Below are 14,202 nucleotides of genomic sequence, written 5' to 3'. Positions count from 1 at the left end.
CCCCCGAAATACACTTTCAACAAAATTAACTTTATTTAGATGATAGGACGTCATGCAAAATTTATATAAATATTTAATTGCTGCAACCATTCTACAATTCACTGCTTTCAAAACTATCGCGCAAGAACGATTTGAATTAAACAGCGACCTTATATGGTCTGAGATCCTTAATGATTACGAAACGTTTTATCAACGAGACCGTTTGTTAAGGGTTGCCGGTGTGTTTTCACTAGGTGCTGTTGTTGCTAATTCACGACTAGATCCAAAAATTCAAACTTGGCATCAAGATAATATTAAATCGAGTTTTTCAGACAATATTTCCAGTGTTGCCAAGTTATTTGGTGAAAAAACATTAATGGTACCAATCTCATTAGCCGCAACTGCAATGCAGTTGTCTTCTACAAAGAATGCTTTTGGTCATTGGGGACAACTAACGTTTAGGTCTTACCTAGTCGGAGCTCCAGCGGTTGGTACGTTACAGTTATTAACTGGTGGATCAAGGCCGCGAGACCATTACCAAGATGCACATTGGCGTCCTTTTAATGATGATAATGGGGTAAGCGGTCATGCATTTATGGGCGCGGTTCCTTTTTTGGTTTTATCTAAGATGGATCACCTAAGTCCAATGCAACAAAATCTAGCTTTATTCGCTTCTGGCCTTTCAGCTTGGTCACGAGTTAACGATGATGCGCATTATTTCTCGCAAGCTTTATTAGGTTGGTTTATGGCTTGGGAAGCGGTAGATGCCGTCAACTCTAATGGCTTAAATGGCAACTGGATGCAAGTAAGTCCATATACTTTTGGCGATGGAATTGGCGTTTCTGTTGCTGTTAATTGGTAACTCAAAATATTTAGTTAGAAAGAATTTAGGTCAAACATGGCAAACGAAATTAACGCAACTATAACCAATGCATTAGGATGGCTTAAAAGGGCATTTTCAGTTCGAGACAATAGCACTAAGCTGTTCCAGTTTGTGCTTTATAGTTTCGTTTTTACCTATCTGTTGTTATTGGCGTTCATATTTAATGCAGACGTTAAATTAACCACGTTAGGGGCCGTGTACGCGCTAACGATTCCTATTTATTATTACTTCATTTTAATGCTGTTGACGTTCGTGTTGATGCCTGTTCTATGGGGGCGGAAACTACTTTGGTTAATCTTAATACCTAAATTTTTGCTCGACATGATGTTGGTGGCTGATTACTTCATTTTTGATATATATCGCTTTCATATCGATATGTTATTCATCAATATGTTGTTGCATGACTTTAAAGGAATAGGCATATCCATTTGGTTAGTTTTATTATCTTTAGTTGTTTATTCCGTAATATTTTTAATTAACTTTGTTATTTATAAAAAAGTTAATAACTTACCTAAGCTAAAACTAAAATGGGTTAATTCAGCTGTTTTTGTCATTTTCTTAATTGGACAAACAATTCATATTGTTGGATATGATTATAAAAATGCCAATATCACTCGATTTACGCCTTATCTTCCATATTATGCGCCATTAACGTCAAACAAATTAATGACCAAGTTAAAAGCGAATTACCCTAATATTTTCCCCGAGCAGACGAATAACCAGAGTGATCAAATCGATTCAATCTTGGCCGGAAAGTCAAAAAGTGGATTGTTACAATATCCAGCTCACCCATTAACGTGTAAAGCAGAAACATCAGAACGGGATAATCACAAGCCTAATATACTAATTTTTGTGATGGAAAGTTGGCGTCAGGATGTGATGGATAACAAAGTTACGCCGAATATCTTTGAATTTTCTCAACAAGCAACCCAATTTGATAATCATTACAGTGGTGGCAGTGTAACGGTAAATGGATTATTCAGCTTATTGTATGGATTACATCCAACATATAGAGACTATATGACGTCATCCCCATATCAACATCAGAGTTTGTTGACTAAAACCCTAGAGCAGCAAGGTTATGATATTGATGTTTATACTTCTTCAAACTTGGATAGGTTTTCACTAAAAGCGATGTTTTTTGGCAAGATAAATGATGAAAATTACGTCAACCCGTTAAAAGACAAAGTATATATTAATGATAAACTAGCTGTGGATGCATTAGTTAAAGACTTACAAACACCATCGGACAAACCTTGGTTTAAATTTGTGTTTTTAAGTGCTAGCCATCATAACTACCAATACCCAGAAGAACACAACTTATTCCAACCGGTAGAAACTAATCCAGAAGCCTTTCTATTTGATAAACATATGGATGGCAAGCCACTATTTAATGATTATAAAAACTCAGTTAACTATGTTGATAGTTTGTTTGGGGAGCTTTGGTCTGTGTTAAATGCCACCGATGTTGCACACAATACGTTAACGATTGTAACGTCAGATCACGGTGAAGAGTTTAACGATGACAATAACGGTTATTGGGGCCACGGCAGTAACTTTGCTAAATACCAAACTGCAGTGCCTCTAATCATAAAACAGCCAAATCAAGATGTAGCCACTTCCGTTAACCAATTAACTGGCCATATTGATGTTGTGCCTACCATATTACAACAGGCAATACATTGCGCTAATCCAAGCAGTGACTATAGCTCGGGCTTTAATTTATTTGAATTACCTGAACAGCGCGCGGGGTTAATTATTAGTAGTTATAAAGATAAAGCGTATTTAATTGATGGGCAGGTTTATGCAACAGGGTTAAATATAGAAAGTTACTCTGTTGAAGATATAAACCAAGAGAATGAAGCCTTTAATTACCAAAAATTAAATCAATTAAAAGAACAAGAATCGACACTATTAAATCATTAATCCATAAGCAATTTGCGCTTAGTGGGTAAAAGCTTACAAATTATAACCAGTTGAACCTACTATTAGACTCACTGCTCTTGCATCATCAGCATGATGACGGTATAAACAGTGGGTTTGATATACACGAAACGACTCATAGAAGACGTTTAAAAATAATAACTATAATCGTAAGGGACACTTATGAATAAACCAGAATATACTGGAACATGGTTTGGACAACCAGGCGGATTGCTAACATTGTTCACAACCGAAATGTGGGAACGAATGAGTTACTACGGTATGCGAATGATGTTAGTACTATTTATGACTGCATCATTACAAGAAGGTGGCCTTGGTATCACGGTTGCCTCTGCTGCTGCAATATATGGCCTATATACTGGTGCTGTATACTTTATGGGATTACCAGGTGGTTGGATTGCTGACCGTTTAATTGGTGGCCAAAGTGCTATTTGGTATGGTGGTATTATTATCATGTGTGGCCATATTATATTGGCGATACCACATGATGCATCTTTCTTTATTGGATTAATCTTTGTTGTACTTGGTACTGGTTTATTAAAACCTAATATGAGTTCTTTAGTTGGCCAATTATATGCTGACAATGATGATCGTCGTGATGCCGGTTTTGCTATTTATTACATGGGTATCAACATAGGTTCACTCATTGGTTACACTGTATGTGGCTACTTGATGGAAAGTGACAGTTATGGTTGGCACTGGGCATTTGGTGCTGCTGCAATAGGTATGGCAATAGGCCTAGTGATCTATAAAAAGACAACACCTCGCTTAAATGGTGTAGGTGCTGAACCGACACACCCTATGTCAAGCAATGGCCAAAAAATCAGTTGGATGGTTATCGTTGCTGGTTTGGTTGCATTAGCCGCTGTGACGGCAATGACCTTTGCCGGTACTATTGTTATTGACCCAGTATCACTAGCTGAGTCTACCGCTGTCGTTTTTACTCTTGTATTTATTGCTTATTTTGGTGGTATTTACTTCTTAGGCAACTTAAATGAAAATGAAAAGAAAGGCATGGGCGCACTACTATTAGTATGTATTGCTTCTATTTGTTTTTTCTCTGGTTTTGAACAAGCTGGTTCTTCGTTAAACTTATTTGCTCGTGATTATACGGATCGAATGATTGGTTCTTTTGAAATCCCGACAGGTTGGTTTCAGTCATTAAATTCAATCTTCATTATTGCATTATCTCCGTTTTTTGCCGCATTATGGGTTAACTTAGCGAAAAAGATGATCAGCCCATCGTACAGTGTTAAAACAGCACTTGGCCTAATTATTATGGCAACTGGCTTTATCGTAATGTTCTTTGCTGCGCAATACGCTGCATCTGGATTGAAAGTAGCGCCTTATTGGTTGGTTGCAACTTACTTCTTACACACTGTCGGTGAGTTATGTTTGAGCCCGGTTGCGTTAAGTGCGGTAAGTAAATTATCACCTAAGCGTTTCTCAGGTCAGTTAATGGGTGTGTTTGTATTAACTTACTCAATGGGAAGTATCATTTCAGGATTATTAGCGGGTAACTTTGACCCTAATAATGTTGAACAAATTCCAGCACTTTATATTCAAATAAGTTTATTCAGTATTGGTATTGGTATAGTGTTAGTTTTATTAAGCTTTAAAACTAAATCATGGGAAAAAGCAGCAGAAGTGAAATAGCCTCCTGTCTGTTCATAAAAAGCCCTTTAATTAGGGCTTTTTTGTATATGTCTAAAATAATAATAAATACGGCTAATTAATGACTCAACAAACTGAAATATTAGGCTATTCCAAAGGACTGTTTTTATTGGCGAATACGGATATGTGGGAACGCTTTAGTTATTATGGAATGCGGGCTTTATTAGTTCTGTATTTAGTCGCAGCCACGTCAAATAATGGGTTGGCTTGGTCAACCGTGGACGCGCTTAGCTTGTATGGCACGTTTACTATGTTAATTTACATCATGCCGTTATTTGGTACTTGGATAGCGGATCATGTATTAGGACAACGAAAAGCCATTATTTATGGCGGTTTTTTATTAACTTTTGGCTACTTTACATTAGCTGTCCCCTCAGAGTTTATTCAAGGTCTTGAACATCAATTTTTATATCTAGGTTTGTTATTAATTCTCCTAGGTAATATGTTATTTAAAGCCAATATGTCTGGCTTAGTATCAGGTTTATTTAAAGAAGATGATGATCGCCGTCATGGTGGTTTCACTATTTTTTACATGGGTATTAATTTCGGTGCTTTTATTTCACCATTAATTATTGGGTCAGTTGGTGAAACGATAAATTGGCATTATGGATTTGCTATCGCTGGTGTTGGCATGTTGATAGGTCTTACTATGCAAATTGTTTATGGCAAATTGTATTTAGGAGAGCTAGGTTTAGCACCAGCTGCAAAAGTTGCGCTAAAGAAACAACAACCCATCCATACCGCACCATTAACTAAAGATGAAAAAGATCGTACTAAAGTGATTATCTTAATGAGTGTCTTCTCAATAATATTTTGGGTGGGTTTTGCGCAAGCTGGTGGGTTATTTACTATTTATGCTTCTGAGTTTACCGATAGACACTTGATTGGATTTGAAGTGCCTGCCACTTGGTTTCAAGCATTAAATGGTTTGTTTATTATTTTACTCGCGCCTGTTATTGCATCTTTTTGGGTGAAGTTAGGTGACAAAGAACCTGAGGCTCCCATTAAGTTTTCTATCGCTATGGTTATGTTATCTATTGGTTTTTTAGTCATGGTTTGGGCTACTTATTCACAAGGTGGTGATGAGTCGGTCAAAGTAAGTATGTTATTTCTCGTTTTTGCTTTCTTATTTCATACCTTAGCCGAGTTATGTTTATCACCTATTGGTTTGTCTATGATTGGTAAACTAGCGCCTGTGAAGTTAACATCATTGTTAATCGCCGTTTGGTTGTTTTGTACTGCATTGGCAAATAAATTGGCTGGGTTTATTGGTTCGTTAGTGGGGGACTCAGAACAACAAGTTGAAAACGCATTCACAATATTTTCATCAATCGCTATTGCCGGGTTAGTGACCGCATTAATTGTATTTTTGCTGTCAAATAAATTAATCAATTGGATGCACGGCGCTCAAGGTAAACATTGCGATGACGAAGAGCAAAAACTAGAAGAAGAAGTCGCCGTGGTTGCGACGCATGAAGGTATGTAACTGTGGGTAATATGAATGTTTTTTGATACGCGTAAGATAACTGAATTTGCTGGGTTAAATTATTCTCAACGTATGTTGGCATTAGAAATAGCGAAAGGTAAGTTAACATTACCTAAAAAAGCGGTATTGCATACCATAAAGTTTTTGCTAATTGCTCCTGTATTTTTTTTGATAGCCAGTGTGCAAAGTTGGTCTGTAATGCCATGGCTAATATTATTATTCCTGCTATATCCAATTGTAACCAAACCACTTACGATATACTTTGTAAGAGAGTATTTAGCTGAGTCTGTTGAGCAGGTTAAACAAGGTTAACGGCTAATTTAAGTAATATATTTAAGCAATAAAAAAGGCACTATCGTTAAATAGTGCCTTTTGCTTATTGAGCTACGGTATTACTGTTTAATACCTTCAATTAATAGCTCCAATTGAATTTTACCAGCCCATGAGGCTTTAAAGTCATAATCAGCAACATCAATGGTCGTTGTTCCAGCAAAACCAGCACGGTATCCACCCCACGGATCTTTACCTTCACCAATTTTAGTTGCGTCAATTGTGATGTTTTTAGTAACGCCATGTAATGTAAAATCACCCTTAACTTCAATTTTTCCTTCGCCTTTATCAGTTACTTTTGTACTAACAAATTTAGCGGTTGGGAACTTATCCGTTGATAGGAAATCATCGCTACGTAAATGTTTATCACGTTCTGCATGGTTACTATCAATGCTAGTTGCGTCGATATTAACGGTGATTTGGGTGGCACCGACATTTTTAGCATCGTAACTGAATTTACCGTCAAAGGTATTAAAACGGCCAGTTAACCAGCTGTAACCCAAATGGCTGGCTTTAAAGTTGATAAACGCATGTGCGCCTTTTGTGTCTAATACATAATCGGCTGCAGTTGCAAATTGGCTTGCGGTTAATGCTAGAAGTCCAACTAACGTTAGTGTCATTTTTTTCATGTAATTTCTCTTTTATTAAAGTTAATAATGAATCGTTATTATTTAAATTTTGTCATACGTTTTAAAGTAGCATCTTTATCTACAAAATGATGTTTTAAAGCTGCTCCAATATGAAGTACAACCATTGCTATAATTGTATATGCTGCAATTTCGTGTATTTCCCCAGCGAGGTCCTCTTGATTTGGAAATAGCTCACCCATGGATGGTATAGTGACGATACTAAACAATTCAATCCCTCTACCATCAGCCGTTGAGATTAAATATCCACTGAACATGATAAGTAATAACAAGCCATAAAGGGCTAAATGAGCAACTTTGGCGAGTTTATGTTCCAATTTGTTATTTCCTAACTCTTTTGGAGACACGTTAATGAGTTTCCAGCATATCCTAAATAAAGTAATAAAGAACAAGGTTAAGCCAAATGCCTTATGATAATAAGGGGCTGTTTTATACCATTCACTGTAGTAGTTTAAATCCACCATCCAAAAACCGACGGCAAATAAACTGAATACCATTATTGCACTTAGCCAATGGACATAAGTACTCACTAAACCAAACTGTGCGTCTGTATTTTTAAGCATAATGAATCGTCTCTGAGTAATCTAATGTTTATATAATACATTCTATTTAACCAAGTTAAATTTATATTTTTCATTAATACCTTTCGAAAAAATAGAATGGTTTTGCGTTGTAAGAGTTTGGAGTGATAACCAAGTATATTATAAGTTTTCGTGTAAGGTATTGTTTTGTATGTTCATTTCCCATCTCCTTTGGTTTTTGTTAATTAATTGGCTTGTTTAGTAAAAACACAACTGATTCATTAGTAAAAAGTTGGAAAGTATTTCTGTATTTGTATATGAAAATAAATATCTAATTTGTCCTTTCCTATTAAAGTCAAACAAACCGTTAATGATCCTAGCTTAGGATTTCACATAGTAGTAATCATTCTATTCCCGTAAATTTATGAATAAAGATGACTTCTTAACGAGAATATTATGAATTTCATTCATGGATTGATGAAGTAATACCATTTTTTTTCATTTACCTAACCAAGTATAAAACATATTCAGCTCTTCACTCGAAGGTCTAGTTAGTAACAAATTAAAAATGATAGTGACGTTTTTAATAATGAAACTTGAGAATCGAGTAGGAAAAATCAGGGTTATTAGAATAAATTGGATATAGGACAATCATGGATACAAGTTTTACATTTGCCATTAAAAACACGCCTCTTGATGAAAATTATCAACCTTCAGACAATACGCGTATCACCACCAATTTCGCAAACTTGGCAAGAGGGGAGAACTGTAAACAGAATTTACGTAACGCCTTAAAGATGATGAACAATAGCTTCAATGCCTTAGCATATTGGGATAATCCTAACAGTGACCGTTACTCCGTTGAACTGGAAATTATCTCTGTTGATGTGGCAATTGATAGTAGCGGCAAAGCATTTCCGTCAATAGAAGTATTAAAAACAAACATAGTTGATCATAAAAATAACGAGCGCATTGAAGGCATTGTTGGCAACAACTTCTCTTCTTATGTACGTGATTATGATTTTAGTGTTTTGCTGTTAGAGCATAATAAAGGCAAAGCTACATTTAGTATCCCTGAGGGATTTGGTGAGTTACACGGGAAACTGTTCCAGGATTTTGTGAGTTCAGATGCCTACAAACAACAGTTTAATAAACCGCCTGTTGTATGTTTAAGTGTGTCGGATAATAAAACCTATCATAGAACTGAAAACAAACACCCAGTGTTAGGTGCTGAGTACAAACCAAATGAATCTTCGTTAACTGAGCAATATTTTAAAAAAATGGGTCTGCAGGTTCGATATTTTATGCCGCCAAATAGTGTTGCGCCTTTGGCATTTTATTTCTTTGGTGATTTGCTAAATGATTACTCTAGCCTTGAATTGATCAGCACTATTAGCACGATGGAAACCTTTCAAAAGATTTATCGACCTGAAATATACAATGCTAATACGGTTGCTGGACAATGTTATCAGCCTAATTTAAACAACTTAGATCATTCATTAACGCATATTACTTATGACCGAGCAGAGCGAAGTAGGTTGGGTATTGAACAAGGAAAGTTTGCACAAGAGCATTTTATAAAACCACTTTATAAAGCAATGCTAAACGTGCACAAAAATAAGTCGCACTTACAGATGAGCCACGCTTAAATATCTTCATGGAGTCTGAATTTAGATTATGAAAACAGTTAAAAAAATATTATTACCTACATCAACGGCAGGAAGCTTGCCAAAACCCTCTTGGCTTGCAACGCGAGAAACTCTTTGGTCTGATTGGAAATTACATGGGCAAGAATTAATAGAAGGCAAACACGACGCGTTACGAGTTGCTCTGCAAGAACAAGTTAGCTCAGGCCTAGATATAGTGAGTGATGGTGAACAAACACGCCAACATTTTGTAACTACCTTTATAGAGCACTTAACGGGGGTCGATTTTGAGAATCGTAAGGTGGTTAAAATACGAGACCGTTACGATGCAAGTGTTCCAACAGTGGTTGGCCCTGTGAGTAGAGAAAAGTCGGTATTTGTTGAAGACGCTAAGTTCTTACGTCAGCAGACTAAACAACCTATTAAATGGGCGCTTCCTGGTCCCATGACCATGATAGATACACTTTATGATGACTACTATAAAAGCCGTGAAACCTTAGCATGGGAATTTGCCAAAATACTAAATCAAGAAGCCAAAGAATTAGAAGCCGCTGGCGTTGATATTATCCAGTTTGACGAACCTGCATTTAATGTGTTTTTTGATGATGTGAATGAGTGGGGCATTGCTTGTTTAGAAAGAGCAATAGAAGGGCTTAAGTGTGAAACCGCCGTTCATATTTGTTATGGCTATGGCATTAAAGCCAATACCGATTGGAAGAAAACCTTGGGTAGTCAATGGCGACAATACGAACAAATATTGCCAAAACTTAAAAACTCAAATATCGATATTATTTCTTTAGAGTGTCACAACTCTCGCGTGCCCGTTGACTTACTGGAGCTTATTAGAGGCAAAAAAGTGATGGTCGGGGTTATTGATGTTGCAACCAATACCATAGAAACGCCAGAGGAAGTGGCTAATACTCTGCGTGAAGCGCTTAAATATGTTGATGCTGACAAACTTTACCCATGCACCAACTGCGGTATGGCACCATTATCTCGTGACGTCGCACGTGGCAAGCTACATGCGTTAAGTGCAGGTGCAGCAATAGTCAGAAAAGAGTTAACCAATTAATCAGTTACTTCCTATTTTATGAAGATGTTTATTCCATGAATTAGGTTGATATAATTTTATTAATCAATGAATATAACTCATGATTAAAGTAAGCAATTGGAGCTAACGTATGTTGGAAAGGATTCACTTAGAAATACTAACGGCAATAAAAACACAGGGAACTTTAACAAAAGCAGCCGATTCGTTACATTTATCGCAATCTGCGTTAAGCCATAGTATTAAAAAACTAGAAGGTCAGCTTGGTACCAGTATTTGGAAAAAAGATGGCCGAAATCTACGTCTAACACCGGCAGGTGAACGTATTCAAACGCTTGCTAATAGAATACTGCCACAGTTTTCCCGTACTGAGCTTTTATTAAAACAAATTGCTAAAGGCGAAATGGGCGCTTTACGAATAGGCATGGAGTGCCACCCATGTTATCAGTGGTTACTTAGAGTGATACAACCATATTTAGAGCAGTGGCCTGATATTGATATGGACGTAAAACAAAAGTTTCAGTTCGGCGCTTTAGGGGCATTGCTGAGTTATGAGATAGATGTGCTGATCACACCCGATCCATTGTTTAAACCTAAAATTGATTACATCCCTGTTTTTGATTATGAGCATAAATTGGTGGTTGCTGCGTCTCACCAATTAGCCCAACAAGACTTTGTATTGCCGGAGCAACTCAGCGAAGAGGTGCTATTTACCTATCCTGTTGAACCACAACGTCTCGATATTTTTAGCCAATTTCTTACTCCAGCAAAGTGCTCAGTAAAAAAACACAAAATTATTGAAACCACAGAGATCATGTTACAAATGGTCGCGGCTGGCAGAGGCATTTGTGCGTTACCCGGTTGGCTGGTGGATGAGTATTCAAAATCAATGGCCATCAAAAGTATTCGCTTTGGCAAAAAGGGTATCAGTAAACAAATCTTTGTTGGTATTAGAAAAGACGAACAGGATATCGAATATTTAAACGATTTTATAACCCAAGCTAAAAATACTAAGTAACCAGGTTTTAATTTAGAATCGTATTTTTAATATAGAATCGTATTTTGAATACAGCAGCAAACTAGTCAGTCTTATCTTTAAACTCACATAAGTCTTCAATAATACAAGCACCACATTTAGGTTTACGGGCAACACAGATATAACGACCGTGGAGGATTAACCAGTGGTGAACGTCGACTTTGAATTCTGCTGGTATTACTTTAAGCAGCTTTTCTTCGACTTCTCTTACGTTTTTACCCGGTGCAAGTTTAGTGCGGTTGGACACTCTGTCTATATGCGTGTCTACCGCTATGGTAGGCCAGCCAAAAGATAATTAGGGTAGAGTCAATTAGACTGTATATTTATTGAAAATATATGTGTAGGTATGGCTGTTTAGAGGGTAAAAATAAAAGTTGGTTTGCTTGATAATCCTTCTTTACGCATGAAATATTCCTTTACAATTGTAGTTTGAATTAGCTCTTTAAGGATTGTTTAATAAAATAAAAAGAGTACTTATATGGATTTTTTCAAAAAAATTTTAATCGTGCTTAGCGTCACGTTTTTTCTCTTGGGATGTAATAAACCTGGCTATCCAGATAACGTAAATGTTGAGCGGATAGATACTTCAAAACTGCAGGGATTATTAATTACGCCTAAACATGGCGTACAAAGAAATAGCTTGCCACGTATAACGGCAATCGTTCTTGGTGGCTCGGAGGGCGGTTATTATACAGCTAGCCAAACGGCAGTTGCGCTAGCACAAAAAGGTATAGCGGTAGTGGTTGTGGGGTACTTCGGTACAAAAAACTTGCCTACTACGCTTAAAGAAATTCCGATTGAATATGTGGATTACGCTTTAGACTACATCGACTCTTCTCCTACACTCTCTCGCAATCACTGTGGGCAAGTACCTATAGTTGGAAGCTCACGAGGAGCGGAACTCGCCTTATTAGTAGGCGCGCATAATGATAATTATTCTCCCGTTATTGCACTATCTCCTAGTTCTCATGTTTGGGGAGCAATGGGAGACATTAATGCAGCAGCATGGACTTTCAATGGCAATCCGCTGTCATTTGTACCAAGACACTCACAACCAGATTATTCCGTCGAAAAGTTTATTGGTCTTGACTACTTTAAACAAGATCTCAATCACCCAGATGCTGCAGATAAACAAATTGATGCAAGCAATATTAAAGGTCAAGTGCTTTTACTTGCAGGCGATGATGATAAGTTATGGCCTTCTGCAACAATGGCAGGAATTTTACAAAAAGACATCGCATCAAAAGGCGTATCGGTGCGTGTAAAGTCTATTGTCTATCCCAATGCTGGTCATATAATAAGTCCTGGCCTTCCGAGTAATTTGACACAGTTTACAAATGATGATGGTCAGACGGTGATTCTCGGTGGCACTCCAGAAGGGAATGCAATGGCGCAAAGCGACGCATTAAAACAAATGGTTAACATAATAAAAGCACCTAATTGCTACACGAGCACAGCCTCATTCAACCATGACAAATTAGATGACTTAAGGGATTTTTTAAAAACGAGTAATACTTCATCATTAGTCTTGATGCGAGGGGGTAAAGTAATTTTTGAATTTGGTGATATCTACCAAAAACATACTATCCATTCCATCCGTAAGCCGATGCTTAACGCACTATATGGTATATACACTGACCAAGGGCTGATTGATTTAAATGCATCGCTCTTTGAACTGAGAATTGATGACATCACACCTTTGACAGAAATCGAAAAGTCAGCAACCGTTCGAGAGTTACTTCAGTCACGTTCTGGGGTTTATTTACCCGCAGCAGCCACTAGCCAAGCGATGCTCGACAAACTTCCAGCGCGAGGAACATTTACCCCTGGTGAAAAATACGCCTATAATAATTGGGATTTTAATGTAGCCGGAGCAATTTTTGAAAAACTTAGTGGACAAAGTATTTACACCGCTTACTACAAAGAAATAGCCAAGCCTTTAGGCATGAAGCAATTTACAGGCAGCAATGTCACGATAACAAGAAATACTGATATCACAGAACTCGAAGTAGATGGCTTTTATCAATTTGAATCAGAAAAATCTAAGTATCCCGCCTATCACTTCCGAATGTCTGCCTATGACATGGCCCTTTTTGGTCAGCTTTATGAAAACTATGGTGTGTGGAACAACAAGCAAATAATTTCGAGAGACTGGATAGAAAGAAGCACAACATCATACTCGGTGACAAATCCTTATATGGATTTCGGTTATGGTATGCTTTGGAACGTCATAATTCCAAAGGCAGATAGGCCCAACAAAGCGTTTTATCACACTGGCGTTGGTGTTCATATGCTAGGGGTTTACCCAAGCTCTGATCTCGTTTTTGTACATCGGGTGCAAACAGAAACAGAATTCGAATTTGATCAACAAAATCTTTATGTGATTATCGGCAAGGTATTCGACGCCTTAGAGGATAGTCAGAAGCTTTAGCATGGTTAAAATAATGATTTTTCAGTTTGCTAATTTATCGGTCTGGGTAAAATGGTATCGGCGGATAACTGCCTTAAGTCATTCACTGTCGATTGAGAAATATTCGAATATCGAATATCGAATACAAGTCTTAAAAACTCAACACAGCCTTTGGCTGTGGTGACAATATAGAAATTAATAGGAAGCAGGCTACTCAGTCTTATCCTTAAACTCACATAAATCTTCAATAATACAGGCTCCGCATTTAGGTTTTCTGGCGGTACAAATATAGCGGCCGTGCAGTATTAGCCAGTGGTGAACATCCACTTTGAATTCAGCAGGCACTACTTTAAGTAGTTTAGTTTCTACTTCTTTTACATTCTTGCCAGGTGCAAGTTTGGTGCGGTTGGATACGCGGTCAATATGCGTGTCTACAGCGATGGTAGGCCAACCGAAAGATAATGAAAGTAGAAATACAGGTAATACTTGTAGGCTGTTTTTAGCCAATTGAGGACATTAACTTTTCATTAAGTAAGTGCAGAACAGTCTAAAACAGACATAATGTAACTTGGTTGTTCAAAAATAGAACCTCACCGAT

At 37.3% G+C, this 14,202-nt stretch carries 11 protein-coding genes and 2 pseudogenes; 9 read left to right on the top strand and 4 right to left on the bottom strand.

The window, feature by feature from the left end; translation table 11 throughout:
- Positions 1-52: 52 nt before the first annotated feature.
- From RT723_RS07910 to RT723_RS07890, 5 genes are all read left to right on the top strand, one after another.
- The gene (locus RT723_RS07910; protein ID WP_315946579.1) at positions 53-841 is read left to right on the top strand and encodes a phosphatase PAP2 family protein; all 789 of its coding nucleotides are present in this window, start codon (positions 53-55) and stop codon (positions 839-841) included.
- Positions 842-877: 36 nt separating this feature from the next.
- Positions 878-2,788 carry a sulfatase-like hydrolase/transferase gene (locus tag RT723_RS07905; protein WP_315946578.1) on the top strand — a complete coding sequence of 637 codons (1,911 nt, stop codon included), beginning with the start codon at positions 878-880 and terminating at the stop codon, positions 2,786-2,788.
- A gap of 180 nt (positions 2,789-2,968) precedes the next feature.
- Positions 2,969-4,462 carry a peptide MFS transporter gene (locus RT723_RS07900; RefSeq protein ID WP_315946577.1) on the top strand — a complete coding sequence of 498 codons (1,494 nt, stop codon included), beginning with the start codon at positions 2,969-2,971 and terminating at the stop codon, positions 4,460-4,462.
- 79 nt (positions 4,463-4,541) lie between these two features.
- Positions 4,542-5,966 carry a peptide MFS transporter gene (locus RT723_RS07895; RefSeq protein WP_315946576.1) on the top strand — a complete coding sequence of 475 codons (1,425 nt, stop codon included), beginning with the start codon at positions 4,542-4,544 and terminating at the stop codon, positions 5,964-5,966.
- Positions 5,967-5,981: 15 nt separating this feature from the next.
- Positions 5,982-6,278, top strand: coding sequence for a DUF6170 family protein (locus RT723_RS07890; protein WP_315946575.1), 297 nt, complete (start codon positions 5,982-5,984; stop codon positions 6,276-6,278).
- 80 nt (positions 6,279-6,358) lie between these two features.
- On the opposite strand, the gene RT723_RS07885 is transcribed toward RT723_RS07890, so the two are convergent.
- Entirely contained in the window at positions 6,359-6,925 is a 567-nt protein-coding gene (locus tag RT723_RS07885; RefSeq protein ID WP_216054113.1) for a YceI family protein, read from the bottom strand.
- Between the two features lie 38 nt (positions 6,926-6,963).
- A complete protein-coding gene (locus RT723_RS07880; RefSeq protein WP_315946574.1) occupies positions 6,964-7,506 on the bottom strand; it encodes a cytochrome b in 543 nt (180 codons plus the stop codon).
- Between the two features lie 611 nt (positions 7,507-8,117).
- Between RT723_RS07880 and RT723_RS07875 the strand changes: the two genes are divergently transcribed.
- The 3 genes from RT723_RS07875 to RT723_RS07865 all read left to right on the top strand — a co-directional run bounded on the left by RT723_RS07875 (position 8,118) and on the right by RT723_RS07865 (position 11,176).
- Positions 8,118-9,113: a DUF1852 domain-containing protein gene (locus RT723_RS07875; protein ID WP_315946573.1), complete on the top strand. Its 996-nt coding sequence runs from the start codon at positions 8,118-8,120 to the stop codon at positions 9,111-9,113.
- 28 nt (positions 9,114-9,141) lie between these two features.
- Positions 9,142-10,182 (top strand): methionine synthase, encoded by a 1,041-nt coding sequence (locus tag RT723_RS07870; protein WP_315946572.1) that lies wholly within the window; start codon positions 9,142-9,144, stop codon positions 10,180-10,182.
- A gap of 109 nt (positions 10,183-10,291) precedes the next feature.
- Positions 10,292-11,176, top strand: coding sequence for a LysR family transcriptional regulator (locus RT723_RS07865; protein ID WP_315946571.1), 885 nt, complete (start codon positions 10,292-10,294; stop codon positions 11,174-11,176).
- Between the two features lie 61 nt (positions 11,177-11,237).
- Here RT723_RS07865 and RT723_RS07860 read toward each other — a convergent pair.
- Positions 11,238-11,486, bottom strand: a pseudogene (locus RT723_RS07860) (endonuclease III); the annotation flags it as partial.
- Positions 11,487-11,672: 186 nt separating this feature from the next.
- Here RT723_RS07860 and RT723_RS07855 point away from each other — a divergent pair.
- Positions 11,673-13,625 (top strand): acyl-CoA thioester hydrolase/BAAT C-terminal domain-containing protein, encoded by a 1,953-nt coding sequence (locus RT723_RS07855; RefSeq protein ID WP_315946570.1) that lies wholly within the window; start codon positions 11,673-11,675, stop codon positions 13,623-13,625.
- 189 nt (positions 13,626-13,814) lie between these two features.
- Here the strand turns inward: RT723_RS07855 and RT723_RS07850 are convergent.
- A pseudogene (locus tag RT723_RS07850) lies at positions 13,815-14,075 on the bottom strand (endonuclease III); the annotation flags it as partial.
- Positions 14,076-14,202 lie beyond the last annotated feature (127 nt).

Source organism: Psychrosphaera aquimarina (assembly GCF_032461525.1).
Lineage (GTDB): Bacteria > Pseudomonadota > Gammaproteobacteria > Enterobacterales > Alteromonadaceae > Psychrosphaera > Psychrosphaera aquimarina.
This window is presented reverse-complemented; position numbering and strand designations above follow the sequence as displayed.